This window comes from Aliirhizobium wenxiniae (assembly GCF_014201355.1).
In the GTDB taxonomy this organism is placed as follows: domain Bacteria; phylum Pseudomonadota; class Alphaproteobacteria; order Rhizobiales; family Rhizobiaceae; genus Neorhizobium; species Neorhizobium wenxiniae.
The window spans coordinates 681,001-707,042 of record NZ_JACHEG010000002.1 but is presented as its reverse complement, the minus strand read 5'-3'; the positions used below and the strand labels follow the sequence as shown (position 1 = coordinate 707,042).

Annotated in this window: 25 protein-coding genes and 1 pseudogene; 17 read left to right on the top strand and 9 right to left on the bottom strand. The window is 59.6% G+C overall.

The genetic code is table 11. The annotated features are described in order from the left end of the window. Positions 1–19: 19 nt before the first annotated feature. Positions 20–631, bottom strand: coding sequence for an invasion associated locus B family protein (locus tag HNQ72_RS11450; RefSeq protein ID WP_244654388.1), 612 nt, complete (start codon positions 629–631; stop codon positions 20–22). 381 nt (positions 632–1,012) lie between these two features. Between HNQ72_RS11450 and coxB the strand changes: the two genes are divergently transcribed. The 12 genes from coxB to HNQ72_RS11390 all read left to right on the top strand — a co-directional run bounded on the left by coxB (position 1,013) and on the right by HNQ72_RS11390 (position 10,805). Next, on the top strand, positions 1,013–1,939 hold the full coding sequence (coxB, locus tag HNQ72_RS11445) for a cytochrome c oxidase subunit II (protein WP_183992371.1): 927 nt from the start codon (positions 1,013–1,015) through the stop codon (positions 1,937–1,939). A gap of 15 nt (positions 1,940–1,954) precedes the next feature. Next, complete coding sequence (ctaD, locus tag HNQ72_RS11440; protein WP_183992370.1) at positions 1,955–3,649, top strand: cytochrome c oxidase subunit I; 1,695 nt, start codon at positions 1,955–1,957, stop codon at positions 3,647–3,649. Positions 3,650–3,709: 60 nt separating this feature from the next. Next, complete coding sequence (gene cyoE / locus HNQ72_RS11435; RefSeq protein ID WP_183992369.1) at positions 3,710–4,666, top strand: heme o synthase; 957 nt, start codon at positions 3,710–3,712, stop codon at positions 4,664–4,666. Further along, positions 4,663–4,803 (top strand): hypothetical protein, encoded by a 141-nt coding sequence (locus tag HNQ72_RS11430; protein WP_183993165.1) that lies wholly within the window; start codon positions 4,663–4,665, stop codon positions 4,801–4,803. Before cyoE ends, HNQ72_RS11430 begins: the two co-directional genes overlap by 4 nt. Positions 4,804–4,843: 40 nt before the next feature. Continuing rightward, positions 4,844–5,452, top strand: coding sequence for a cytochrome c oxidase assembly protein (locus HNQ72_RS11425; protein WP_183992368.1), 609 nt, complete (start codon positions 4,844–4,846; stop codon positions 5,450–5,452). Positions 5,453–5,511: 59 nt separating this feature from the next. Beyond that, positions 5,512–6,390: a cytochrome c oxidase subunit 3 gene (locus HNQ72_RS11420; protein WP_183992367.1), complete on the top strand. Its 879-nt coding sequence runs from the start codon at positions 5,512–5,514 to the stop codon at positions 6,388–6,390. Positions 6,391–6,492: 102 nt separating this feature from the next. Beyond that, complete coding sequence (locus HNQ72_RS11415; protein WP_183992366.1) at positions 6,493–6,975, top strand: L,D-transpeptidase family protein; 483 nt, start codon at positions 6,493–6,495, stop codon at positions 6,973–6,975. Continuing rightward, positions 6,972–7,739 (top strand): SURF1 family protein, encoded by a 768-nt coding sequence (locus tag HNQ72_RS11410; RefSeq protein WP_183992365.1) that lies wholly within the window; start codon positions 6,972–6,974, stop codon positions 7,737–7,739. The genes HNQ72_RS11415 and HNQ72_RS11410 overlap by 4 nt, the downstream gene beginning before the upstream one ends. A 75-nt stretch (positions 7,740–7,814) precedes the next feature. After that, entirely contained in the window at positions 7,815–8,843 is a 1,029-nt protein-coding gene (gene ispH / locus HNQ72_RS11405; RefSeq protein WP_183992364.1) for a 4-hydroxy-3-methylbut-2-enyl diphosphate reductase, read from the top strand. A 68-nt stretch (positions 8,844–8,911) separates the two neighbouring features. Beyond that, a complete protein-coding gene (locus tag HNQ72_RS11400; protein ID WP_183992363.1) occupies positions 8,912–9,889 on the top strand; it encodes a homoserine kinase in 978 nt (325 codons plus the stop codon). Beyond that, positions 9,886–10,353 (top strand): ribonuclease HI, encoded by a 468-nt coding sequence (gene rnhA, locus HNQ72_RS11395; protein ID WP_183992362.1) that lies wholly within the window; start codon positions 9,886–9,888, stop codon positions 10,351–10,353. Before HNQ72_RS11400 ends, rnhA begins: the two co-directional genes overlap by 4 nt. A 143-nt stretch (positions 10,354–10,496) precedes the next feature. Then, positions 10,497–10,805, top strand: a complete 309-nt coding sequence (locus tag HNQ72_RS11390) for a Dabb family protein (protein WP_183992361.1) — start codon at positions 10,497–10,499, stop codon at positions 10,803–10,805. A 74-nt stretch (positions 10,806–10,879) separates the two neighbouring features. On the opposite strand, the gene HNQ72_RS11385 is transcribed toward HNQ72_RS11390, so the two are convergent. Then, positions 10,880–11,365: a peroxiredoxin gene (locus HNQ72_RS11385; RefSeq protein WP_148144079.1), complete on the bottom strand. Its 486-nt coding sequence runs from the start codon at positions 11,363–11,365 to the stop codon at positions 10,880–10,882. A gap of 131 nt (positions 11,366–11,496) precedes the next feature. Further along, positions 11,497–12,339 (bottom strand): protein-disulfide reductase DsbD domain-containing protein, encoded by an 843-nt coding sequence (locus HNQ72_RS11380; RefSeq protein ID WP_183992360.1) that lies wholly within the window; start codon positions 12,337–12,339, stop codon positions 11,497–11,499. Positions 12,340–12,501: 162 nt separating this feature from the next. Between HNQ72_RS11380 and HNQ72_RS11375 the strand changes: the two genes are divergently transcribed. From HNQ72_RS11375 to HNQ72_RS11365, 3 genes are all read left to right on the top strand, one after another. Next, complete coding sequence (locus HNQ72_RS11375) at positions 12,502–13,107, top strand: YqgE/AlgH family protein (RefSeq protein WP_183992359.1); 606 nt, start codon at positions 12,502–12,504, stop codon at positions 13,105–13,107. A gap of 87 nt (positions 13,108–13,194) precedes the next feature. Beyond that, positions 13,195–13,386, top strand: a complete 192-nt coding sequence (locus tag HNQ72_RS11370; RefSeq protein ID WP_183992358.1) for a CsbD family protein — start codon at positions 13,195–13,197, stop codon at positions 13,384–13,386. 140 nt (positions 13,387–13,526) lie between these two features. Beyond that, positions 13,527–14,588 (top strand): zinc-binding metallopeptidase family protein, encoded by a 1,062-nt coding sequence (locus tag HNQ72_RS11365; RefSeq protein WP_183992357.1) that lies wholly within the window; start codon positions 13,527–13,529, stop codon positions 14,586–14,588. Positions 14,589–14,642: 54 nt separating this feature from the next. Here HNQ72_RS11365 and HNQ72_RS11360 read toward each other — a convergent pair. From HNQ72_RS11360 to thrC, 4 genes and pseudogenes are all read right to left on the bottom strand, one after another. After that, a pseudogene (locus tag HNQ72_RS11360) lies at positions 14,643–17,456 on the bottom strand (EAL domain-containing protein); the annotation flags it as partial. Positions 17,457–17,551: 95 nt separating this feature from the next. After that, positions 17,552–18,163 (bottom strand): GNAT family N-acetyltransferase, encoded by a 612-nt coding sequence (locus tag HNQ72_RS11355; protein WP_183992356.1) that lies wholly within the window; start codon positions 18,161–18,163, stop codon positions 17,552–17,554. Positions 18,164–18,182: 19 nt separating this feature from the next. Then, positions 18,183–19,478: a M16 family metallopeptidase gene (locus tag HNQ72_RS11350; RefSeq protein WP_183992355.1), complete on the bottom strand. Its 1,296-nt coding sequence runs from the start codon at positions 19,476–19,478 to the stop codon at positions 18,183–18,185. Positions 19,479–19,500: 22 nt separating this feature from the next. Beyond that, complete coding sequence (gene thrC, locus HNQ72_RS11345; protein WP_183992354.1) at positions 19,501–20,895, bottom strand: threonine synthase; 1,395 nt, start codon at positions 20,893–20,895, stop codon at positions 19,501–19,503. Positions 20,896–21,020: 125 nt separating this feature from the next. Here thrC and HNQ72_RS11340 point away from each other — a divergent pair, with 125 nt between their 5' ends. Beyond that, positions 21,021–21,584 carry a PilZ domain-containing protein gene (locus HNQ72_RS11340; RefSeq protein WP_183993102.1) on the top strand — a complete coding sequence of 188 codons (564 nt, stop codon included), beginning with the start codon at positions 21,021–21,023 and terminating at the stop codon, positions 21,582–21,584. A gap of 135 nt (positions 21,585–21,719) precedes the next feature. Then, positions 21,720–24,509 (top strand): autotransporter outer membrane beta-barrel domain-containing protein, encoded by a 2,790-nt coding sequence (locus tag HNQ72_RS11335; protein WP_183992353.1) that lies wholly within the window; start codon positions 21,720–21,722, stop codon positions 24,507–24,509. 3 nt (positions 24,510–24,512) lie between these two features. Here the strand turns inward: HNQ72_RS11335 and HNQ72_RS11330 are convergent, their stop codons facing one another. Both HNQ72_RS11330 and HNQ72_RS11325 read right to left on the bottom strand, forming a co-directional pair. Continuing rightward, positions 24,513–25,202: an HAD family hydrolase gene (locus HNQ72_RS11330; protein WP_183992352.1), complete on the bottom strand. Its 690-nt coding sequence runs from the start codon at positions 25,200–25,202 to the stop codon at positions 24,513–24,515. Positions 25,203–25,307: 105 nt separating this feature from the next. Next, complete coding sequence (locus HNQ72_RS11325) at positions 25,308–26,006, bottom strand: ArsR/SmtB family transcription factor (RefSeq protein ID WP_183992351.1); 699 nt, start codon at positions 26,004–26,006, stop codon at positions 25,308–25,310. Positions 26,007–26,042: the final 36 nt, after the last annotated feature.

Sequence of the window (26,042 nt, the reverse complement as noted above, 5' to 3'; positions counted from 1 at the left end):
GCCTTGCGCCGCTCACGCTTTACGGAAGCGCGTCGTAACCGGGGCCGAAGCCGTTGAGTTCGACGGGAATGCCGACACGGTCCTGATCGGAGGATTCGCGCAGTGCGAAGACGGCGTTCTTGCCGGCGCGCAGGATACGCATCAGTTCCTCGTCGATATCCACTTCCACATAGCAGCCTTCCGAGAAGCAGCGGGTGAAATAGGCGCGACCGATATTGTTGTTGTCGACATAGAGCTCCATGCCGTCCTTCAGGAGAACGCCGAGCGGCGCGAGGATGCGCAGGATGCGAGCCTTTCGGTCGGCGGTCTTGAGCACGACGACCGAAAGCCCGACTTCCGGCCGGTCCTCGGCAATGACGTTCTGCATCAGCGCGCATTGCTCGGCGGAAGCGCCGGCAGGGCGATCACAGATCACCGACCACGCGCCATGGCTTTCCTTCACATTGCCAGGCTGCTGTCCGGAAGGGCCAGGGGTGGGGGCAGGTGCCGGAGCCTGCGCGCTCGGGGCGGGACCTTTCGGTGCGGCACCCGGCACCGGCGGCGTCTGTGCCGGCTGTGCGAATGCGGTAGAGACCGAGCCCAGCGAAAGGAGGGCAATAAGGCTTGCGCCGATGAGGGAGGGACGACCCATGGAAACCTCTGGTTCGAATCAATGCGGCTTATCCTGTCTTTCGCGGTGCGAATTGGAAAGCCTTGCCGAGTTTTCAGCGGAGTACGGCGAAAGTAGGACCCTGTTCAAGTCACAACGACGTCGCCAGCTTCAAAATCTGGTGGAATTTGTAAGCCGAAAGAGCATATCCTCATTTCAGGCTGCGACTCTGTGGAGGGAGGTGTGGTCTGTTACGGAGGAAAATCAACCAGAGGATGTCGCGCGTCCACAATGCGCAAAATGCCGCAGGGGCATTTGTCGCAAGACGTTGCGGATATAAGCAAACTATGGTTGAACCAAGCCTATAGCTTGGAGACTGCGTAAGAGTTGATCTGGATCACATGCGTGGGGAGAAAGTTTGTGATGAACAGGGCTTATGCGATGATGATGGCGATCATCTGTCTTATCACCGCCCCGATTGCGGGGCTGGTAAGCGCTTCGGTGGCGCATGCGGACCAACCGCATCCCTGGCAGATGGGGCTTCAGGCGCCGGCAACCGAGATCATGCACCAGATAAGCTGGTTCGAGAAGTACACGCTCTGGTTCATCGTTCCGGTCACGCTTTTCGTCCTGGCGCTGTTGATCGTCGTCGCTGTGAAATTCCGTGCCGACAAGAACCCGACGCCGTCGCGCACCAGCCATAACACGACGATCGAGATCGTCTGGACGGTGGCACCGGTGCTGATTCTCTTCATGCTGGCCATCCCGTCCTTCAATCTTCTGAACGCCCAGCTGGAAATTCCCGAGACTGACATGACGGTGAAGGCCACCGCGACCCAGTGGCAGTGGAATTACGAATATGAAGGATCCGGCCAAGGCGAGGGGGCATCGCCTGTCGCTTTCGACAGCTACCTGTTGAAAGAGCCCGATCGCGCTGCTGCCGGCAAGACGGACATAGCCGTTTATCCGCGCCTTCTCGCCGTCGACAATGAGATGATTATCCCGGTCGGCAAGACCGTGCGCCTTCTCGTGACAGCCGCTCCGACCGATGTCATCCACGCTTTCGCCATGCCGGCTTTCGGCGTCAAGATCGACGCCGTGCCGGGGCGTCTCAACGAAACCTGGTTCCGCGCCGAACGCGAGGGCCTTTATTACGGACAGTGTTCCGAGCTTTGTGGCAAGGACCACGCCTATATGCCGATCGCGATCCGCGTCGTCTCCGAAGACAAATACACCGCCTGGCTTGCCGCCGCCGCAAATGATCTGCCGGGAGCCTACAAGGCGCTTCTGGCATCTGCGGACAACAAAACTGCAGCCGGCGTCGATGTCGCTGCAAACGACGTCAAGTAAGGGGAGGCGAGATCAATGGCTGAAACGACACATCACGACGACCATTCCCATCGCGCAGCCCATGACGACGCGCATGCGCATGGCGAACATCACCACAAGCCGGGTTTTGCCGCCCGCTGGCTGTTCTCGACCAATCACAAGGATATCGGCACGCTCTACCTGATCTTCGCGATCATGGCCGGTATTATCGGCGGTCTTCTGTCGGTCGCGATGCGCATGGAGCTGCAGGAACCCGGCATCCAGATTTTCCACGGTCTCGCCTCTATCGTCTATGGTTTCGAGGGTGATGCCGCGATTGATGGCGGCAAGCACATGTTCAATGTGTTCACCACCGCTCACGCGCTGATCATGATCTTCTTCATGGTCATGCCGGCGATGATCGGCGGTTTTGCCAACTGGATGGTGCCGATCATGATCGGCGCGCCGGACATGGCTTTCCCGCGTCTGAACAACATTTCCTTCTGGCTGATCGTCCCGGCCTTCCTTCTGCTTGTCCTGTCGATGTTCGTCGAAGGACCGGCAGGCGCCTATGGCGCGGGTGGCGGCTGGACCATGTATCCGCCGCTTTCGACCTCGGGCCATCCGGGGCCGGCAGTGGATCTCGCGATCTTCTCGCTTCACGTTGCCGGTGCTTCGTCCATTCTCGGCGCGATCAACTTCATCACCACCATTTTGAACATGCGCGCGCCCGGCATGACGCTGCACAAGATGCCGCTGTTTGCCTGGTCGGTGCTGGTGACCGCCTTCCTTCTGCTCCTGTCGCTGCCGGTTCTTGCCGGTGCCATCACCATGGCGCTGACCGACCGCAATTTCGGCACGACCTTCTTCTCGCCTGAAGGCGGCGGTGACCCGATCCTCTACCAGCACCTGTTCTGGTTCTTCGGCCATCCGGAAGTCTATATCCTGATCCTGCCCGGCTTCGGCATCGTCAGCCACATCGTCTCGACCTTCTCGAAAAAGCCGGTCTTCGGTTATCTCGGCATGGCCTATGCGATGGTGGCGATCGGTGCCGTCGGCTTTGTTGTCTGGGCGCACCACATGTACACGGTCGGCCTGTCGCTCGATGCACAGCGCTACTTCGTCTTCGCAACCATGGTCATCGCGGTTCCGACCGGCATCAAGATCTTCTCCTGGATCGCGACGATGTGGGGCGGTTCGATCACGTTCACGACACCGATGATGTGGGCGATCGGCTTCATCTTCCTGTTCACCGTCGGCGGCGTCACCGGCGTGCAGCTGGCCAATGCCGGTCTCGACCGCTCGCTGCATGACACCTATTACGTCGTGGCCCATTTCCACTACGTCCTGTCGCTCGGCGCGGTCTTCGCCATCTTCGCCGCCTGGTATTACTGGTTCCCGAAAATGTTCGGCTACATGTATAACGAAGCGATCGGCAAGCTGCATTTCTGGGTCATGTTCATCGGCGTCAACCTGGTCTTCTTCCCGCAGCATTTCCTCGGCCTCGCCGGCATGCCGCGTCGTTATATCGACTACCCGGATGCTTTCGCCGGCTGGAACTACGTCTCCTCTGTCGGTTCGTATATCTCCTTCGTGGGTGTACTCATCTTCCTGTTTGGCGTATGGGAAGCCTTCGCCAAGAAGCGGGTTGCCGGTGATAACCCCTGGGGCGAGGGTGCGACCACGCTGGAATGGCAGCTGTCGTCGCCGCCGCCCTATCACCAATGGGAACAGCTTCCCCGCATCAAGTAGGAATTCCGATCCGGGTGCTGCCTTGGCAGTGCCCGGTATCTCGTCAGGATCTGAAGTGTAATGACCGTTATCGACCCCACCCATGCGATTTCGCCCGAGGAAGGAAAGCTCCTTTCGGAAGCCGATGCGCGCGATTTCTTCGCGCTGCTGAAGCCGCGCGTCATGTCGCTGGTGGTTTTCACCGCCTTCGCCGGCCTGGTTCTCGCGCCCGGTGAGATCAACCCGGTTCTGGCGATCATCTCCATTCTCTGCATCGCCGTTGGCGCCGGTGCCTCCGGCGCGCTCAACATGTGGTACGATGCCGATATCGATGCGGTGATGACGCGCACCGCAAAGCGCCCGATCCCTGCCGGCCGCATTCGCCCCAACGAGGCGCTTGCGTTCGGCCTGACGCTCTCGGCCTTCTCGGTTGTCATCCTCGGCCTTGCCGTCAACTGGTTCGCTGCCGGCCTGCTCGCCTTCACCATCTTCTTCTACGCCGTGGTCTATACCATGTGGCTGAAGCGCTCGACGCCGCAGAACATCGTGATCGGCGGTGCTGCCGGCGCTTTCCCGCCCATGCTCGGCTGGGCCTGTGTCACCGGTGGCGTATCGCTCGACAGCGTTATCCTGTTCATGATCACCTTCATGTGGACCCCGCCGCATTTCTGGGCGCTGGCTCTCTTCAAGATGCGTGACTACGGCTCCGTCGGCATTCCGATGATGCCGAATGTCGTCGGCCAGCGCTCGACCAAGATCCAGATGGTCGTCTATTCGGTCCTGATGGCGGCCGTCGTTGCCGCGCCGACCTTCACCGGTCTCGCCAGCATCGGTTACGGCATCTTTACCGGCATTCTGAGCCTCATCTTCATCTACTATTCCATCCTGGTCCTGCGTATGCCCGAGGATGACGAAAAGATGGTGCCGGCGAAGAAGATGTTCTTCTATTCGATCTTCTATCTCTTCGCGGTCTTCTCCGCGCTTCTCTTCGACCATATGGCGGCCGGTCTCGGTCGGTTCCTCGGAGGACTTCTGTGATCGAAACCGTAAAGCTCAGCGAGACGCAGAAGAAGTCACGGCGAAACCGCAATGTGGCGCTTGGCCTTGTTCTCGCAGGGCTTTGCGTCCTTTTCTACATCATCACGCTCGTCAAGGTCGGCGGGTTCTGGAACTAGGCCGGTAGACGGAGCCGAATGGAGCTAAGGGAGGAGCGACATGGCAGGCGGAATTCAGGGCGGTCAGACAAGGCAGGCGAAACGGGTCAGCAATGCCTCGATCTTTGCCGGTTGCGCCGTCTTCGTTATCGGCATGGTCGGTGCGGCTTACGCGTCGGTTCCGCTCTACCGTCTTTTCTGTCAGGTCACCGGCTATAACGGCACCACCCAGCGCGTCGAACAATATTCGTCAACCGTGCTTAACCGCACCATGCAGGTCACCTTCGATGCCAACATATCGAGCGGCCTGAACTGGGATTTCAAGGCGGCGAAAACGGTACAGCCGAAGATCGGCGAGACCATCCAGGTCGAATATACGGCGACCAATCGCTCGCCGGTCGCCACCACCGGCACCGCCGTCTTCAACGTCACGCCAATGGAAGCCGGTGCCTATTTCAACAAGGTCCAGTGTTTCTGCTTCACCGAACAGACGCTGCAGCCCGGCGAAAGCGTTTCCATGCCCGTCGTCTTTTACGTCGATCCGGAGATCGTCAAGGCGGAGGAAACGAAGAATATCAGAACGATTACCCTGTCCTATTCCTTCTACCCGAGCGAACCGGCAAAGCCCGTCGCGGCGGTGAAGAAGAATGAAGTGGACAGCAAGCTTTGAGAGGAACGCCGGCGGAAAATTCCGCAGGCGGTGGAGAGGCATTTATCGGGGATTTTGACATGGCAGACGCGCATCAGAAAAATCACGACTACCACATCATCGATCCGAGTCCCTGGCCGCTTCTGGCCGCGATCGGTGCTTTCGTCATCACCTTCGGCGGCGTCGGTTACATGCGCTACCTCAAGGGCGCCGAGTTCCACATGTTCGGCCTCAATTGGGCCACCCCTTGGGTCTTCTTCATCGGTCTGGCGATCATCCTCTATGTGATGATCGGCTGGTGGGCAGACACGATCAAGGAAGGCGATGAAGGCCACCACACGCGGGTCGTCTCGCTGCACCTGCGCTACGGCATGATCATGTTCATCGCCTCAGAGGTGATGTTCTTCGTTGCCTGGTTCTGGGCCTTTTTCGACGCCAGCCTTTATCCCGGCGAAGCGATCCAGGCCGCCCGCGTCGAGGCGCTGGGCGGGCAATGGCCACCCAAGGGCATCGAGGTTCTCGATCCCTGGCATCTGCCGCTCTACAACACCATCATCTTGCTTCTCTCCGGTACCTGCGTGACCTGGGCGCATCACGCGCTCCTGCACAATGACCGGAAGGGTCTGGTCACCGGTCTTGCGCTGACCGTCACCCTCGGCATCCTGTTCTCCGCCGTGCAGGCCTATGAATATGCCCACGCCCCCTTCGAATTTGCCAATTCGATCTACGGCGCCACCTTCTTCATGGCGACCGGCTTCCACGGTTTCCACGTCCTGATCGGCACGATTTTCCTGATCGTCTGCCTGATCCGCGCCATCAATGGCGGCTTCACCCCCGAACGTCATTTCGGCTTCGAGGCCGCCGCCTGGTACTGGCATTTCGTCGACGTGGTCTGGCTGTTCCTGTTCTTCTCGATCTATATCTGGGGCGGCTGGGGCGCGCCGCTGGCGCATCTGTGACCGTTCGAGCTATTTGAGATATTTGGGCGGACGCGGTCATGCGCCCGCCTTTTTCATTTATGATCGATCGCTGCTCTGCGATCGAAATGGAGAATTGCCATCATGCGATGGATTGCTTTGGCGCTGACGTTTTTCTGCTCGGCGGAATTTGCGATGGCGCAGCAGGCCACCCTTGTGCTGGTGAGCAAAGGTGAACGCCGGATGCAGATCATGAACGGCGATGCGGTGGTCAGGACTTATTCCATCGCTCTTGGCGGCTCCCCGGTCGGGCACAAGGAAAAGGAAGGCGACGAGCGCACACCCGAGGGTAGTTACGTCCTAGATTGGCGCAACAGCAAAAGCGGCTATCATCGCTCCATTCACCTATCCTACCCGAATGCGACCGATATCGAACGCGCCCGCAAAATCGGCGAAGATCCGGGCGGCATGATCATGATCCACGGTCAGCGCAATTATTTCGGTTGGCTCTCACCGATCACCCAATGGTTCGACTGGACCAATGGGTGCATTGCCGTGACCAATGCCGACATGGACGAAATCTGGGCGCTAGTGGAGAACGGTACGCCTATCGAGATCAGGCCATGACGACCGAGATAGAGACTTCTCGCAGCAGTATTCGCACCATACTGACAGGGACTGTAGTTCTCTTCTCCCTCGCCATCCTGCTCACTCTCGGCACATGGCAGGTCGAACGACTGCACTGGAAGGAGGGCCTTCTCGCCGATATCGCCGAGCGCCGCTCGAGGGATCCCGCGCCGCTATCCGAGATAGAACAGAGGGCTGCGGCCGGTGACGACATCGAATATCGCCGCATCGCGCTTTCCGGCACATTCGATCACACGAAGGAACGGCATTTCTTCGCCACGTTCGAAGGCCGTACCGGCTTTTATGTCTACACGCCTATGACGCTGGCGGACGGCCGCAAAATCTTCGTCAATCGCGGCTTTGTGCCCTACGAGATGAAGGAACCGGCGACGCGGGCGGCAGGCGAGGTGTTCGGCGAACAGGCGATCACCGGTTACGCCCGTGCAAAACTTTCCGGCAAGCCGTCCATGCTGGTTCCGGATAACGATCTCTCCAAGAACATCTTCTATTGGAAAGACCTCGATGCCATGGCCGCAAGCACCGGGCTTTCCGACGTCATTTCCTTTTTCGTCGATGTCGATGCATCCGTTACCAATCCCGGCGGCTGGCCGAAGGGCGGCGTGACGCAATTCGAGCTTCCCAACAACCATCTGCAATATGCCGCGACGTGGTACGGGCTGGCCGCGGCGCTGCTGGCCGTGGTTTTCGCCATGTGGTGGCGCAGCCGCAAGTCCGCATCATCACCGGCCGGAGAAGCGCGATAACGACATTTTCTGTTGGCGCGCCTCGATTGCCTCGCCTATATGAGGCCTTAGGCATTTTCCAACAGCGGATGCGGAATGAACATTCAGGTCACCAAACCGGCTCTTTCGATCAGGCTTTGCGGTCCGCGCGGTTTCTGCGCAGGTGTCGACCGGGCGATCCAGATCGTCGTGCTGGCGCTGAAACAATATGGTGCGCCGGTCTATGTCCGCCACGAGATCGTTCATAACCGCTATGTCGTCGAGGGACTGGAAGCCAAGGGCGCTGTCTTCGTCGAGGAGCTTCACGAGATCCCGGAAGAACATCGCCAGCAGCCGGTTGTGTTTTCCGCCCATGGCGTGCCGAAATCGGTGCCGGAAGATGCGCAGGCGCGCAACCTCTTCTATCTCGATGCGACTTGCCCGCTGGTCTCCAAGGTTCACAAGCAGGCCATGCGTCACCAGCGTCTCGGCCGCCATGTCGTGCTGATCGGCCATGCCGGCCACCCGGAAGTCATCGGTACGATGGGGCAATTGCCGGAAGGCACGGTCTCGCTCGTCGATACGATCGCCGATGCCGAAGCCTATATGCCGGAAGATCCCGACAATCTCGGCTATGTCACCCAGACGACCCTGTCTGTCGACGACACGGCGGGCGTTATCGCCAAGCTGCAGGAACGGTTTCCCAACCTGACGGCGCCGGCCGCCGACAGTATCTGCTATGCCACCACCAACCGTCAGGAAGCGGTGAAGGAAGCAGCCCCCGGCTGCGATCTCTTCATCGTCGTAGGCGCTCCGAACTCCTCCAATTCCAAGCGTCTCGTCGAAGTGGCACTGCGGGCAGGGGCCAAGCGCTCGCTGCTCGTGCAGCGCGCCTCCGAACTGAACTGGGACGAAATCGGTAATATCCGCACGCTCGGCCTCTCCGCAGGCGCATCTGCACCCGAAGTCATCGTCGACGAGATCATCGCCGCCTTCAAGGAACGGTTTGCCGCCGAGATCGAACTGGCGATCACCGCCGAGGAGACCGAAAACTTCCTCGTCAACCGCGAGCTTCGCTCCGTGCCGTTGACGGTCGAGGATATGGCCTGGGTAAATGGCGATCGGCCGCTTGCCGCGACCCCGTAAACAGCGCGATAGGTAAGTCACCATTTCCGGGCAGGTGATTCTGCCCTCTGACCGACTGTGAGACCGCCTTGGCCGTTTATACCGACATCACCGAAATCGACCTGAAGCACTTTCTGGCACAGTATGAAGTCGGCGAGCTGACTTCCTACAAGGGCATTGCCGAAGGCGTCGAGAATTCCAACTTCCTGCTGCATACGACGAAGGACCCATTGATCCTGACGCTCTATGAAAAGCGGGTGGAAAAGTCGGACCTGCCGTTTTTCCTTGGCCTCATGCAGCATCTGTCGGAACGTGGCCTTTCATGCCCACTGCCGCTGCCGCGTCGGGATGGCGAACTTTTAGGCGAGCTTTCCGGCCGTCCGGCAGCACTCATCTCCTTCCTCGAAGGCATGTGGCTGAGAAAGCCGGAAGCCAAGCACTGCCGCGAAGTCGGCAAGGCGCTCGCCGGGATGCATCTTGCCGGTGAGGGGTTCGAGATCAAGCGGCCGAATGCACTGTCGCTCGAAGGCTGGAAGGTCCTGTGGGAAAAGTCGGTCGAGCGTGCTGACGAGGTCGAGACGGGCCTTGAAGCGGAAATCACCGCCGAACTCGCTTATCTCGAAGCCCATTGGCCAAAAAACCTGCCCGCAGGCGTCATCCATGCCGATCTTTTTCAGGACAACGTCTTTTTCCTCGGCGACGAGCTTTCCGGCCTGATCGACTTCTATTTCGCCTGCAACGATCTGCTCGCCTATGACGTCTCGATCTGCCTCAATGCCTGGTGCTTCGAGAAGGACGGCTCCTACAATGTCACCAAGGGCTCGGCCTTGCTTGAAGGTTATTGCTCGGTGCGTCCGCTTTCGGATGAAGAACGCGATGCCATGCCGGTTCTCGCCCGTGGTTCTGCCCTGCGCTTCTTCCTCACCCGCCTTTACGACTGGCTGACGACGCCGGAAGGCGCGCTGGTGGTCAAGAAGGATCCGCTCGAATACCTGCGCAAGCTGCGCTTCCACCGCCAGATTTCTTCCGTTGCCGAATATGCGCCGGCAATCGAGGTGGCGCCATGAAGCATGTCGAGATCTTTACCGATGGCGCCTGCTCAGGCAATCCCGGCCCCGGCGGCTGGGGCGCCATCCTGCGTTACGGTGAAACGACCAAGGAACTGAACGGCGGCGAGGCGGAAACCACCAACAACCGCATGGAGCTTCTGGCCGCGATCAGCGCGCTGAATGCGCTTAAAAGCGCCTGCGAGGTCGATCTCCACACCGACAGCAAATATGTCATGGACGGTATTTCCAAGTGGATCTTCGGCTGGAAGAAGAACGGCTGGAAGACCGCGGACAAGAAGCCGGTCAAGAATGGAGAACTCTGGCAACAGCTCGATGCCGCCAACCAGCGCCACAAGGTCAAGTGGCACTGGGTCAAGGGCCATGCCGGCCATCCGGAAAACGAACGGGCGGATGAACTGGCCCGCCTCGGTATGGCGCCGTTCAAGAAACCCAATCTCGGCAGGTCGCTGCTGGTAAAATAAGTCGCTTGCGATCCGCCAGCTGTCACACCTGTCAGGCAGGATGGCTGGGCGTCGCTGGGCCGCATCAGACCCATCTTGCCATTGCCGTGTGACTGCCTATGGTGATCGCGGCGAAATCAGGGCAAGACAACAGGAGGCTATGCATGATCCTTCACTGTGTTTTTCTGCGCTTCAAGTCGTCGGTACAGGACGCCGAAAAACAGGAAATATACGCCGCAATCGCAGCCCTCAAGAATACGTTGTCGGGCATTGTCGATGTTAAATTCGGCCCGAACATGTCGTCCGAAGGTTTGAGCGGTGGCTTTCTCGATGGCTTTATCGTGACATTCGAAAGCCCGGAGGCGCGTGACACCTATCTAGCGGCCCCGGACCATCTCACTGTTGCCGAACGCATCGTCGCCTCCGCCGATGGCGGCCTGTCGGGGCTGATCGTCTACGATCTGGCCATATAGCTCACCACTCTGGTGGAATACAAAAGGGCGCCGTTTGGCGCCCTCCGTGTTTCCGCCAATACCGTTTCGTCAAATCAGAGCTGTTCCAGCATCGCCGCAGCACCCGAAACGGTGGCCTGGCCGGGGCTTTCCTCGATATTGAGCGATTTCACCACGCCGTCCTCGACCAGCATTGAATAGCGCTTCGAGCGCACGCCGAGGCCGCCGCCGGAGAGGTCGATGTCGAGACCCATGGCCTTGGTGAAGGAGGCGTCGAAATCGGCGAGAAAGTGGATCTTGCCGAGCGCGTTGGACTGCTGCGCCCAGGCACCCATCACATGCCAGTCGTTGACCGCAACAACGGCGATATCATCGACGCCGCGTGCAAGAATGGCATCGCGGTTTTCAATGTAGCCGGGCAGGTGGTTGAGCGTGCAGGTTGGCGTGAAGGCGCCGGGTACGGCAAACAGCACGACCTTCTTGCCGGCGAAAAGACCGCTGGTCGTAACCTCCACCGGGCCATCCGCGGTCTTTTCCTTGAACGTTGCTTCCGGAAGCTTTTCGCCTACTGCGATCGTCATGTCGTCTCTCCTGCCAATGATCGCCCATGCGATCGTCCGCGGCACTATAAAGTTGGCGAATGACAAGACAAGAGAGGGCAGACAGAACTGTCGACCGGTTTGCGATCACGGCATGCGGCGCCCAGAAAGGCTCACTCGAAGGCCAGCGAGGTTTCCATGGCGCGCTTGCCGGCAAGCACGAGAATGCCCCAGTGCTTGCCCTTCATGTCATAGCCTTTCGGCAGCTTGCCGACCGGCATATCGACGGAATAACTGTCTTCGATGCGTTCGCCCTTGGTCTCGCTGAACAGCACATGCCCCTCCGGCCCGGTGACGATCACCTGCGGCTTCTTCGGTGCGTCCTTGGGCAGTTGCAGCCGCAACCGCAGCGTATCGCCATCGGCGGAAACGGAATAATGCGTAACGGCAAAATCATCGGACGGATGTTCCGGCAGCTTGCCTTCCGCATCGTTGATGATCATCGCCTCGGCAAAGGACGTGCCGCCATCTGCCTTGAGCCCCAGGTTGAACTCGGCCTGGAAGGGAATGCAGATATTGCGGCAGATGCCGATAAAGGCAGAGGCCGTGATTGCTGATGACTGGTTCGGGTTCTTCACCGAAAGCTCGAAGGGAAAGCTGACGGCCGTGTCGTAACCGATATCGCGAACGTCACCATTGTCGAAACGACGCGGCACCGGATAGGACATCTTGCTGAGGCTGACGCCGGATGTCTCGGAAAACGAGATGTGCGGCGGTATGCCCGCATCGCCTGGTTCGCGCCAATAGGTGATCCAGCCGGCCTTCGGCTCGATCTGCAGCGCGCCGCGCACGGTGCCGCGCGCATCGGGTGCCAGCGCAACGATCCTCATGCGCCCACCTTCATTGCTCACCCAGTCGGTTGTTTCCGCCCGTGCGGAGGCCGGCATGACGGCAGAGGCAAGCAGAAGCGAGGTGGCAATGAAAAGGCGGCGGGTTGTGACAGCGGTCGAGATCATGGGAACGGATTTATCCCAGCAATCTCATGCTCGCCAGCCACGTCTGATGAAAACCAATCATTTTCGGTTGAATGATGCCGTAGACTGCCCCATGTTGCCTTGGAAGGGTCGCCTGATGCGGCCGCCGCCACACGGCGCTTTTAAAGGCACACGGGAGGCTCGATGGGAATTACGGCGCTCAAAGACAAGCGTGAACGCGGATTTCTCGACGGCCAGTTCCTGATCGCCATGCCCGGTGTTCAGGACGGCAATTTCGCTCGCAGTGTTGTTTATATCTGCGCCCATTCATCAACCGGCGCGATGGGCTTCATCATCAACAGGCAGCAGGAACTCTCGTTCCCGAACGTGCTTGAACATCTGAAGATCGTCGAGGAACCTCACACCGCCTTTCTTTCGGAACAGGCGCGTTATTTCCCGGTCCTTTACGGCGGTCCGGTGGAAACGGGCAGGGGCTTTGTTCTGCATTCCGACGATTTTTCCTGCGAGTCCTCGATCCCTGTCAGTGACGAGATTTCGCTCACCGCAACCCTTGATATTCTAAGGGCGATCGCGGAAGGCCGGGGGCCGGCGCGGGCAACTCTGCTTCTCGGCTACGCCGGATGGGGACCGGGACAGCTTGAGGCCGAAATCAGCAACAACGGCTGGCTCAATTGCGCATCGCAGGATGACATCATTTTCGATCCTTGCGTTGATGCCAAATATGAACGCGCGCTGGCCCTTATGGGCGTCAGCCCGGAAATGCTGTCGACCGAAGCAGGACATGCCTGATCTGTTTCGGTGGAACGATATCCACCCTTCAGAGTTCTACTATCGCAAGGCGTTGAACAGCGTCGAATGAGATAAGGAGAACAAGGAATGGGTAGCACCAGCGATAAGATGGCAGGCAAGGGCAACGAAGTTGCCGGTAAGATCAAGCAGGCCGCAGGTGATATGACCGATAATCCTAAGCTCAAGGCGAAGGGCAACGCCCAGGAAGCCAAGGGCCATGCTCAGCAGGCCAAGGGCAAGATCAAGGAAGCGGGCAAGGATTTCGTTGACCGCTTGTAATGTCTGGGACCTGACCAAATCCCAATGATGTCGGACGGCATAGTCCGAAAAAATGATCTCCAGTCATTTGATAAACCTGTTTCGGCGCTGCCGGAGCAGGTTTTCTCTATTCCCCTCCCTCCATCGACGCGGACCAGCCCATGCGCCTCTATGACTGCGATCACTGCGGACAGCCTATCCACTTCGACAACCGGGACTGCATGAATTGCGGCTCACGTCTCGCCTTCGTGCCGGAGGTGCTTGCCATGCATGCGCTGCAGCCTGTCGAAGGCGAGGAGGTCTGGTCGCTATTCGCCAGCCCGGAGCGCAGGGTCCGGCTATGCGCCAATGCCGGTATGGATATCTGCAACTGGACGGTTCTCGCAGACGATCCCAATCCCTTTTGCCCTGCCTGCCGCCATAACCGTCTGGTACCGGATACCTCCACCGAGGAGGGATTGCGACAATGGCGGCGCATCAGCCAGGCCCAGCGTCACCTCTTTTATTCCATGCTGAAATGGAACCTGCCGCGCATCAACCGCGATGAGGATCCTGCAGGCGGTCTCGTTTTCGATTTTCTCGTTGACGAGATCCAAGCCGACGGCACGGTAAAGGCCGCAATGACCGGCCACGAAAACGGCCTTATCGCGATCCGCGCAGCCGAAGCGGACGATGCGACGCGTGAGCAGATCCGCGTTTCGATGAACGAACCCTACCGCACTATGCTTGGCCATTTTCGTCACGAGACCGGCCATTACATCTGGGACAAGATGGTCCGCGATGGCGGCAGGCTGGATGAATTTCGCGAGGTATTCGGCGACGAGACCGTAGATTACGGCGAGGCGCTGAGGCGCAATTACGAGGAAGGTCCGCCGCCGAACTGGCAGGACTTCTTCATCTCGACCTATGCCAGCTCGCATCCATGGGAGGATTTCGCCGAAAGCTTCGCCCACTATGTCCATATCGTCGACACGCTGGAAACGGCACGATCCTACGGCATGTCGATCGACCCGCGCCGGCACGAGGAACTATCGGCGGAAGTGGATTTCAATCCCTATCGCGCCGACAGCGCCGAACAGCTCGTGTCCGCCTGGATCCCCTTCAGCCTGGCGATCAACGGCATCCACCGTTCGATGGGTGTTCCGGATCTTTATCCGTTCATCCTGACGCCGGCGGTGACGGCAAAGCTGCAGTTCGTGCATGATCTGGTACAGGGTCGATAGGGTGCCGCCGGCTGACATCTCCCCCACAAGGAGGGAGATCGAAAAGAGCCGACCTTAAGCCCTCTTGGTCAGCGGAAACCGCTCCTTCAGCAGACGCAGCATGGCCTCGCTGGTAGCTGGCGGGCCGAACAGGTAGCTCTGGCCGTAATGGCAGCCCATCTTGGCAAGTTCCATAGCGTCCTCATCCGTCTGGATGCCTTCGGCGACAACCGTCATTTCCAGCCCGCGGGCCATGGCGATAACCGAGCGCAACAGGATCGCGCCCTTTTCGCTCATGTCGCTGACAAGCGTCTTGTCGAGCTTGATCATGTCGAACGGGAACTGCGTCAGGTAGGCGAGTGAGGAATAACCGGTGCCGAAATCGTCGAGCGCAAGTCTGAGCCCGGTCTCTTTCAGCTTGGCAAGGATCAGGCGAGCCTGCTCCGGGTTTTCCATCATCAGGGATTCGGTCAGTTCCAGCTTCAACTGGTGCGGATTGACCTCCGTCTTCGAAATCAGTGCTCTGACATCGTTATAAAGGTCCGCATTCAAAAGCTGTGCGCTAGACAGGTTGACGGAAACGAAGATCGGTACTTCACCGGTCTGCTCCTGCCATGAAACAAGGTCCGACGCCGCACGCTCCATTGCAAACACGCCGAGAGGGCCAATGAGGTCCGACATTTCGGCGATCGGGATGAATTCGGCAGGCGGAATGCTGCCTCGCTTGGGGTGTTCCCATCGCATCAACGCCTCGAAGCCGGCGATCTCGCCGTCCTTCAGCGATATGATCGGCTGATAGGCGAGCGACAGTTCCTTGCGCTCCAATGCGCGGCGAAGATCGGTCTCGATCTGCAGCCGGTCGGTGCCGGAGGTGCGGAAGATCGGCCGGAACGGCTCCACCTTGTTGCCGCCGCCGCGCTTGGCCCGATACATTGCAAGTTCCGCATCCGCAAGAAGCCCGGCAGCGCTTTCCTGCTGGTCGACGAAGGACGCAAGCCCGATAGAGGCGGTCAGCACAATCTCGCGATTGGCATAATTGATCGGCACCATGATGGCCTGCGATACGGCCTCGGCAAAATCGGCGATCTTGGCCGGGTCGCGTTCGGAAACCAGGATCAGGCCGAACTGGTCGCCGGCAAGCCGTGCCAGCGTATCCTGCGGTTTCATCAGGCGGCGCAGGCGCCGGGTGATCGCGATCAGCATGTTGTCGCCGGCTGCAATCCCCAGGCTGTCGTTGACCTGTTTGTAGCGATCGAGATCGATTGCCATCACGGTCGGGCGCACGGTGTCGCCGCTGGCGGCAAGCGTCAGCACGCCCTGCAGGCGATCGAGGAAAATCTGCCGGTTGGGCAAGCCTGTCAGGTTGTCGTGCAACGCATCCTGCAGCAGTCGTTCGACCGAATTCTTCTGTTCCGTCACATCGACGATCGTGCCGACGCAGCGAATAATCTCGCCATTCGAGCCGAGCACCGGCCGCGCACGGATCTGCAGCCAATGGAAATGACCATCTTCTGCGCGAATGCGGAATTCGTGATGCAGGCGGCCGCGGCGATGTTCGAGCAGCACGTCGAGCGTGGCGCGGAACCGGTCGCGGTCGTCGGGGTGGAGGCGGGGAACCCAGTTGCGCACCGGACCATGCATGGCGCCGGCCTCAAGCCCGAGACGGCCCGAAATATCCGGCGTCGTGACGACACGATCACGCGCGACATCCCAGTCCCATACGGTATCGCCGGAGCCGGTCAACGCCAGTGACTGCCGTTCCAGATCGGAGAACAGGCCCTGCTGATAGGCGCCGCCGGCAAAGGCATGCTGCATGACCGTAAAGCCGATCAGGAGAACGATCAGCACCAGACCACCGCCGAGCGCCGGCTGAATGATGTCGTTGTCGAGCTGCCCTGTCACCGTCAGCCAGCTGCCGAACAGCCAGACGAGGATTAGGGTCCAGGTCGGCACCAGCAGGATCGCCCGGTCGTAGCGGTTGAAGCCGAGATAGATGATCAGCAGGATGCCGACCGTACCCGTCAGCGCGAAGGAAAGCCGAGCGATACCGGCCGCAACGGAAGGGTCATAGATCGCCACGCCGCCGAGCAGCACCAGCCCGACGACCCAGGCAAGCGTCGCGTAACCCAGATGCACATGCCAGCGGTTGAGGTTCAGATAGGTGAACAGGAAGATGACGAGCGACGAGGCGAGCGCCACTTCCGCACCCGCGCGCCATATGCGCTGGTCGCTGGATGTGATGGTGATCAGCTTGTCAAGAAAACCGAAGTCGACGCAGATATAGGCGAGCACGGCCCAGGCAAGCGCAGCCGCTGCCGGCAGCATCGAGGTTCCCTTGACGACGAATAGGATCGTCAGAAACACCGCCAGAAGACCCGCGATGCCAAGCACGATACCGCGATAGAGCGTGAATGAGTTGACCGTATCCTTGTAGGCATCAGGCTGCCAAAGGTAGATCTGCGGCAGCGAAGGGCTGGCTAGTTCGGCAACGAACGTGATCGTTGATCCCGGATTGAGCGTGATGCGGAACACGTCGGCATCGGGACTTGGCAAACGGTCGAGCGAGAAACCTTCCGAGGGCGTGATCGCGATGATGCGCTGCGAACCGAGATCCGGCCAGAACACCTTCGATCCGACAAGGCGGAAATGCGGTGCGACGATGACGCGCTCCAGCTGCTCTTCCGAGACGTTGGAAAGTGCAAAAACTGCCCAGTCGCCCTGATGCCCGGGATTGCTGGATCTGACTTCGATGCGTCGCCGAATCCCGTCACCGCCCGCTGCTGTGGAAACCTGGAAAGCCTCGCCCTGATTGGTATAGATGTCGGTCGTGGCCGTCAGGTCGAGCGCCGTGTCGTCACGCGAGATTTTCACGGGCTCGGCGGCACGCGCACCGTTAAGCCCGAAGGCCAGAATGGCGACGATCATCAGCAGCAGAAACTTCAGGCCAAAAGCCCGATACGCAGAACTAAAACGCATACCGTCAATCATGGTCCGACCATTTTCCCGAATTCGCCGTCTTCCGGCAACCGGGAAAACATCATGTGGTCACGCCATTCGCCGTTTATTTTGAGATACTTCCGCAAAAGACCTTCCCGCTCGAAGCCGGCTTTTTCTAGAAGCCGCATGCTTTTCCAATTGTCCGGAATACAAGCTGCCTCGATCCGGTGCAACTGAAGTCCGCCATAGATATAGGGGATTGCCACTCTCAATGCGGCCAACATATGGCCTTGGCCCGCATGTTTTTCGCCCATCCAATATCCGATCATGCAGCTTTGTGCTGCACCACGGCGGATATAACCGATGGTAAGTCCCCCGAGCAGGGTCATGTCGTCCTTGCGAAAAAGAAGCATCGGCATGGCGAGACCGGAGGCGCATTCCTGGTTTGCGCGCAGGATTCGGGCGCGAAACGAGCTTTCCGTCAGTTCGTCGGCCCGCCAGGTCGGTTCCCACGGCTGAAGGAAGCTGCGGCTCTCGGAACGCAGCCGATACCATTGCTTGTAATCGGAATTATGCGGCAGCCTCAAAATATGCTGAGGCCCGGATAACTCGGGCGTGTCCGGCTGACGGGACAGAAACCGAAACACCGATCTACCCATTGTGCTTCGGAGCCTCTGTTCAGCTGGCGGCTTTTGCCTTGATGACAGGTGAGGATAGAGCCGAGGCGATATCGGACATCGGTGCGAGCTTCTCGATCGGGCCGACGGCCGAAAGGGTCGGTACGGTGTCGAAGAACAGGCGCCCTGCCAGATCGGTCAGCCGCTCGGTAGTGATGCCGGCGAGACGCTCCATCATCTCTTCGTTGGGGATCGAGCGACCATAAAGCATCATCTGTCGGGCGATCTGGCCGGCGCGGGCGGCCGGGCTTTCCTGTCCCATGAGGAGTTGCGCGCGAATTTGTGCGCGAGCCCGGTCGATTTCCACCTGATGGATCGTGTCGGCAGACTTGTGCAACTCGTCGATGATGACCGGGATCAGCTTCGGCAGATCGTCGGCACCGGTTGCCGCGTGAATGCCGAAAATGCCGGTATCGGAAAAGCCCCAGTGGAAGGCATAGACCGAATAACAGAGACCGCGATGCTCGCGCACTTCTTGAAACAGGCGCGAAGACATGCCGCCGCCAAGGATATTGGCGAGAATCTGCGAACAGTAGAAGTCGCGCATGTGATAGGCCTTGCCCTCGAAACCGAGCAGGACCTGTGTATCCATGAGGTCGCGTTCTTCACGAATATCGCCGCCGATATAGCGTGCCGCGTCAAAGACGGGCGGTGCGCTGGGCGAAGTCGGCAGGCCGGCAAAACGCTCTTCCACCTGTTTGCAGAAGGTCTGGTGGTCGACCGCACCGGCGGCCACCACGAACATCCGGTCGGTCGTGTAATTGCGTGAAAGGTAGCCGCGGATCTGCATCGGCGTGAAGCTTTTCACCCGTTCCGGTGTGCCGAGGATGGCGCGTCCGATCGTCTGGCCACGATAGGCGACTTCGGAGAATTTGTCGAAGACGACATCGTCAGGCGTATCGTTCGCCGCACCGATTTCCTGCAGGATCACATGCTTCTCGCGGCGAAGCTCTTCTTCGTCGAAGGCGGATTCCGTCAGAATGTCTGCAAGGATATCGACCGCCAGCGGCACGTGATCCTTGAGCACGCGGGCATAGTAAGACGTGGTTTCCGTAGAGGTTGCCGCGTTCAGCTCTCCCCCGACATCCTCGATCTCCTCGGCGATGTCGCGGGCGCTGCGTCGTGCCGTTCCCTTGAAGGCCATGTGCTCGAGCAAGTGGGCAATGCCATGCTCTTCTTCGGTCTCGTTGCGAGAACCCGACTTGATCCACACGCCGAGTGCCACGCTTTCTAGATGTGGCATGCTTTCGGTGACGACAGTCAGCCCGGAGGGGAGCCGGGTAATCTCTACATTCATACTATGTCTTTCCGGCGCGCCGTTACTTGGCCCGTGCGTTGCTGCCGATAAAGGTCTCGACGGCTTTCAGCTCCGGTTCAAGTATGTCGAAGCGCTCCTCCCTTTGCATAAGATCAGACAACCATGATGGAAGCGCCGGATCAATTCCGCAAGCGGATTTTACCGCAGCCGGGAATTTGGCGGGATGCGCCGTCGACAGCGTTACCATCGGGCTGGATGGTTTGGCATTCTTCGCCGCGACGAAGACACCAGTCGCGGTATGGGGGTCGAGAAGGTAACCGGTGACCGAAAGCGTCTCGCGGATCGTGGCGGCAACTTGGCGTTCGGTCGCACGTCCGGCGCGGAACTCGCGCTTGATCGCTTTCAGCGCTTTTTCCTTGATCTCGAAAGAGCCGGATTGCTTCAATCCATCCATCGAGCGGCGCACTGCTGCATCGTCACGATCATAGGCTTCGAACAGAAGCCGTTCGAAATTGGACGAGATCTGGATATCCATCGAAGGCGAAGTCGTCGCCTTGACGCCCTTCATCTCGTAACGGCCGGTCTTCAGCGTGCGCGCCAGAATGTCGTTGTCATTGGTGGCGATGACGAGGCGATCGATCGGCAGGCCCATTTTCTTCGCGACATAGCCGGCGAAGATATCGCCGAAATTGCCTGTCGGCACGGTGAACGAGATTTTCCGGTCCGGTCCGCCGAGCGAGAGAGCGGCGGTGAAATAATAGACCACCTGGGACATGATACGCGCCCAGTTGATCGAGTTGACGCCCGAAAGCTTGACCTTATCGCGGAAGGCCGCGTCGTTGAACATTTCTTTGACGAGGTTCTGGCAGTCGTCGAAATTGCCCTTCACAGCAATCGCATGCACGTTGGAAGCGGAAGAAGAGGTCATCTGCCGCTGCTGCACCGGCGAGACCTTTTCATGCGGGAAGAGAATGAAAATGTCCGTGCGCTCGCGGCCAGCAAAGGCATCGATCGCAGCGCCGCCGGTATCGCCCGATGTGGCGCCGACGATCGTCGCGCGTTCACCGCGCTCGGCAAGCACGTGGTCCATCAGGCGCGCAAGCAATTGCATCGCCACGTCCTTAAAGGCGAGCGTCGTGCCGTGGAAGAGTTCGAGAATGAAATCGTTCGGCCCGACCTGCACCAGCGGCACCACGGCCGGGTGGCGGAAAGTGGCATAGGCCTCGTCGATCATGCCGCGCAGCTTGTCATCGGCAATCTCGCCATCGACGAAAAGCGACAGGATCTCGAACGCGACTTCCTGGTAGGATTTGCCACGCAGGGCACGGATCTGTTTTTTCGAAAGGGTAGGCCATTTGCGCGGGACATACAGGCCGCCGTCTTTTGCAAGCCCGGCCATGAGCGCATCACGAAAGCCGAGAGCGGGTGCTGTACCACGGGTAGAAATGTATTCCACGACCTTGAATCCCTAATCGATTTTTGTTCCGACCGCTGATATAGACTATCGAAATCGGCGGTGAAAGACCGGAAAATGTCGGGTCGGTACCGTATCGGAAACGAGGCTGCAAAGGGTTGAGTAACGTGGTTGGCAAGTTCTCTCGCGGTTTTCTGACGTTGTCTTTGGTGGCTGGCTTAGGCGGCTGCAATTCTGCTTCGCAGGGACTGGACCTGAGTTCCAACGCTGCTCCTGCCAATGCCCAGCCGGTTCAGGCTGTCGTGCAGGCCTACTGCCCGCAGGTGGTGATGCGTGACCAGGATGCCGTCTACCGCTCCTATGCGCGCGGCGGGCAGGATAATGCTGACAAGCTTCTCTACCAGGCTTCGTTCAACGACGCGACGCGCCAGTGCACGGCAAACGAAACCACGATGACCATTAATCTCATCGCTCAGGGCCGTGTTGTGCAGGGACCAGCCGGAACGCCGGGTTCTGTCAGCTTGCCGGTTCTCGTCGAGGTGGTCGATGGCGACAATGTGCTTTATTCGCAGAAGGTGGCCTTCCCGGTCGAGATCCCGGTCGGCGGCACGCAGTTCATCTTCTCCAAGGCCGACGTCCAGATACCGAACAATGCAGGCGGCGCAACACGCTTTACGCGCGTTCGTCTCGGGTTCGACAACGGCCCGGCCAAGAAGCCCCGCCGGTCCTGATTTCGCCCCTATGAAAGAACAGCCTGTCGCTGCGGGAAACGGTCGCCATTAAGGCTCCGTTAACCATAATTCCTTAACTCATATTAGCAGATCGTTAAGGGCGCTTCGCCCTGAACGGCTCTGGGTGAGGTGGGAATGTCTGCTCCGGCGATCTCGGCGGGCGCGAAACGGCGTCTCAAGCTATGCACGGCCATCGTCTCGGTGGCCTGGCTGCTGCCGGCTGCCGCCTCGGCGCAATCCACCTGGACCGGCAGCTCCGATAATGACTTCTCCAACGGAGCCAACTGGACACCGGCAGCGCCCGGTGCGACCGGCAGTGCCGCAATCGGTTCCGGCGCACCGACCGTCTCGACGGATACGACGGTCAGCACGGTCGATGTCTCCGGCGGCACGCTGCATGTTGACGCCGATCTTTCGGCCGTCGGCGGTACCAGTGTTTCCGATCCGGGCCGCATAGAGATCTCCACCGGTGGCAGGCTTTCCTCGGATGTCGGGATGAGTGGCGGCAATCTCGCCAATTCCGGCACGCTGGATGGCGACCTGCATATGACCGGCGGCGAGACGGTCAATGACGGCACGATTATCGGCACAGCGACCATCGATGACGGCAAGCTCACTAACAATTTCGTCGTAACCGATGTCGATGTGTCGGCCGCTGCCGAATTCGTCAACAACTCGGGCGCTGAAGCAGGAAATGTTACCAGTGCCGGCACGTCGTCGAATGCCGGTACGATAACGTCACTGACCAACACGGGCGGCTCCTTCACCAATAATAGCGGCGGAAGGATTACCGGCGATACGAACGTCATCGGTGGCACGGTGACCAACAATTTCGTCGTCACCTATGTGGATGTCGCGGCTGCGGCGATTTTCGTCAACAATTCGAGCGCGACTGCAGGTGCCGTCACCAACGCTGGCACGTCATCGAATGCCGGCACGATCGCTTCACTGACCAATACCGGTGGAACGTTCACAAACAATGCCGGCGGCACAATCACTGGAACCACCGTGATTTCCGGCGGCACTTTAACCAACAATTTCGTCGTTACCGACGTCGATGTCGCGGCGGCTGCAATCTTCGTCAACAATACCGGTGCGACGGCAGGTGATGTCACGAATGCCGGCAATTCCTCAAACGCCGGCACCATCGCCTCGCTGACCAATACCGGCGGCACCTTCACCAATAATGACGGCGGCACGATCACCGGTCATGCCGTGTTATCCGGCGGTACGGTTGTTAACAACTTCGTCGTCACTGACGTCGACGTTGCGGCAGCAGCCAGCTTCGTCAACAATTCGGGCGCGACGGCGGGCGATGTCACCAATGCCGGCAGCGCCTCGAATGCGGGAACGATTGCCTCGCTCACCAATACCGGTGGCACCTTCGTCAACAATGACACAGGCACCATCACCGGCGGCGCAACGGTCGTCGGCGGCACGCTGGTCAACGACGGGACCGTTGGCGGCGCCATCGATATCGGCGTAGATGGCACGCTCGCCGGTTCGGGCGCGATCGGCGGGCTGATAGTCGGTGCCGGCGGCACATTCGCTCCGGGGCCGGGCATCGCGACAGTCGCTGTCAACGGCAATGTCACCTTCGAAGAAGGCTCAACCTATCAGGTGGAAACCGATGCATCCGGTTTGTCCGATCGTCTTGATGCAGCTGGCACGGTGACGATAAACGGCGGCACGGTGGATGTCCTGGCCGGGGCGGGTACCTATTCTCTTGCCACCACCTACACGATCCTGACGGGCGACAGCGTCACCGGCGCCTTCGATGAGATCAATTCCGATCTGGCCTTCCTCTCGCCAATCCTGACCTATGACCCGACCTCGGTCACATTAGGTCTCTACCGCAACGACGTCGATTTCGCCGATGTGACCGAGACGCGCAACACACGCGCAACGGCGGAGGCGGTCCAGTCTCTTGGGGTCACCAATTCCGTCTTCCTCGGCGTGCTTCCGTTGAACGCCCCCGGCGCCCGCGATGCCTTTTCGCAACTGAGCGGCGAGCTGCATGCCTCGCTTAAAAGCCAGTTGCTGCAGCAGGCAGGCCTTGCCCGCGAGGCGGTGATCGACCGGATCAAAGGCAATGTGCCGGTTGAGGAAATCGAAGGCGGTGCCAGCTTCTGGATGACCGGTATCGCCGCGACCGACCGCTTCGACAGCGATGGCAATGCTGCAGGTATGAATGGCCATGTTGCAGGCCTGTTTGCCGGTATCGACGCCGACGTCTCGGAGCAATGGCGTATCGGCGGCATGTTCGGTTACACGAACGCGTCTGCGGGCACCGATGCCGACTGGGACAGCTATAGTGCCGGCCTTTATGCGGCAGCGGAATGGGGAAAGCTCAATTTCACGACGGGCGCGATCTATTCGAAAAACGATATCTCCACCGAGCGGAATATCGCTTTCGGTACATTCGAGGACCAGCTTCAGGCTGACTACCAGAGCGCGACGCGGCAGGTATTCGCCGATCTCGGCTGGCGCGAGAAGGTCGGGGCCACCACGCTCGAACCCTTTGCCAACCTCGCCTATATCAATCTCGAAACCGATGGTCTTCGCGAAGATGGTGGAGCGGCGGCACTTTCGGCAAATGGCGGCACGGATGACGTCACTCTGACGACCCTCGGTCTCAGGTGGTCCACCGATATCGGCAATGCGGATCTGCCGGCGACGTTTTCTGGCATGCTCGGCTGGCGTCACGCGATCGGCGATCTGACACCGTCTTCGCGGTTTGCCTTCTCGTCTGGCAGCCCCTTCGTCATTGAAGGCGTCTCACTGCCGCGCGATACGGCCGTGCTGGAGGCTTCGCTCACCGCGCAGGTCTCCAAGACGGCACGTGTCAAGCTCAGCTATTCGGGCGAGTTCGCCCATTCCTTTGCCGCGCATGCGGCAAAGGCCAGTCTCGTCGTCGATTTCTGAATTTTAGATCGCGTCGGCCCATTCGCCGAGTGCCGCAACCACGGCCGGCAGGTCCTGCATGCGCGAGATCACCGTTTCGGCTCCGGCATCCGTCAGGCGGTCCGCATGGCTCGCATAGGTATGCGATGCGCCGGTAAAGCCGACGACCCGCATGCCGGCAGCCCGGGCTGCGTGGACGCCATGGGTCGAATCCTCGACCACCAGGCAGCGCGACGGATCGACACCGAACTGCTGCGCGCCATGCAGGAAGATGTCCGGCTTCGGTTTGACCCGATCCGGTCCAAGATCCTTGGCGGAATAGATATGCGGCGCGAAATAGGGCTTCAGGCCGACCTTGGTCAGCATCATGTCCAGCCGTGCGCTGGACGAATTGGAGCAGATGCAGCGCTGGGTGGTCAGCCGGGCGAGCGCGAATTTCACGCCGTCGATGATCTTCACATCGCGTTCCAGCCGGGCGTCGAGCAGCTTCTCTGACTTGTCGAGCAGCGAGGCGGAAAGCGGAATATCGGCTTCCTTCTCGATGCTAAGCAGGATGTTCTTCCAGGTCATGCCGGCAAAACGCTCGCCCATTTCCTCGACGCTGATCGGGTAACCGGCTTCCGTCAGCAGCTGGGATTCCACCCTTGCAGCAATGATTTCGGAATCGACGAGCACGCCGTCGCAATCGAAGAGGATGAGGTCGAAACCGCTCATGATGGAGATATACCCTTTTAAGACGTCAGCCGCCTTCTAGCGGATGGGTGCCGGAAGCTCAACCAGTACGGTCGCATGGCTGGGTCAATCGGGGTGGGAGGCTGGTCACTTCAACGTGGGGGTATCGAGCGGGAACTGCAGCAGGAATTTTCGCTCGCCTTCGGGCGAAAAGAGGACCGCACGGCTCTCCTCGCTGCGTCGCGCCCAGCCCTTGTCGAGCATATGGGCAAGCAGCGCCTTGCCGAGCGTGCCGGCCAGATGCGACCGGCGCTCGCTCCAGTCGAGGCAGGATTTGCACAAGGGGCGGCGGCTGGAGGCAAGGCTTGAAAGATCGATGCCGAATGTCGCTAGCTGCACACGGCCCTTTTCCGTCACCGAAAGGTTCTCGCCATCCGATGCGATCTCGCCATGGCAGACGAAACTGTCGAGCATCCGCACGCCGAAATCGCCGGCAAGGTGGTCGTAACAGACACGCGCCTTTCTGAGCGCCGGGTCTTTCGGTCCGGGCCGGTAGCGCAGATGTCCGCGGCTTGAGGCAAATCCCATCATCGTTTCGATCAGCCGGGCTGCGGCTTCGTCGGCAAGTGCAAAATACCGATGCCGCCCCTGCTTGCGCTGAGAAAGAAGCCCACCAGCCTCGAGTTTGGAAAGATGCGTGCTTGCGGTCTGCAGCGTGATGCCGCCGATGCCCGCAAGCTCGGTGGCGGTCAGCGCCCGCCCGCCGGAAAGCGCCGCCAGCATGTTGGCGCGGGCGGGATCGCCGATCAGGGAGGCGATCTGTGCAATGTCTGGACCTTCGTTCATGCGAGAGCTTCTAGCATGTTTTTACCATTGATACTT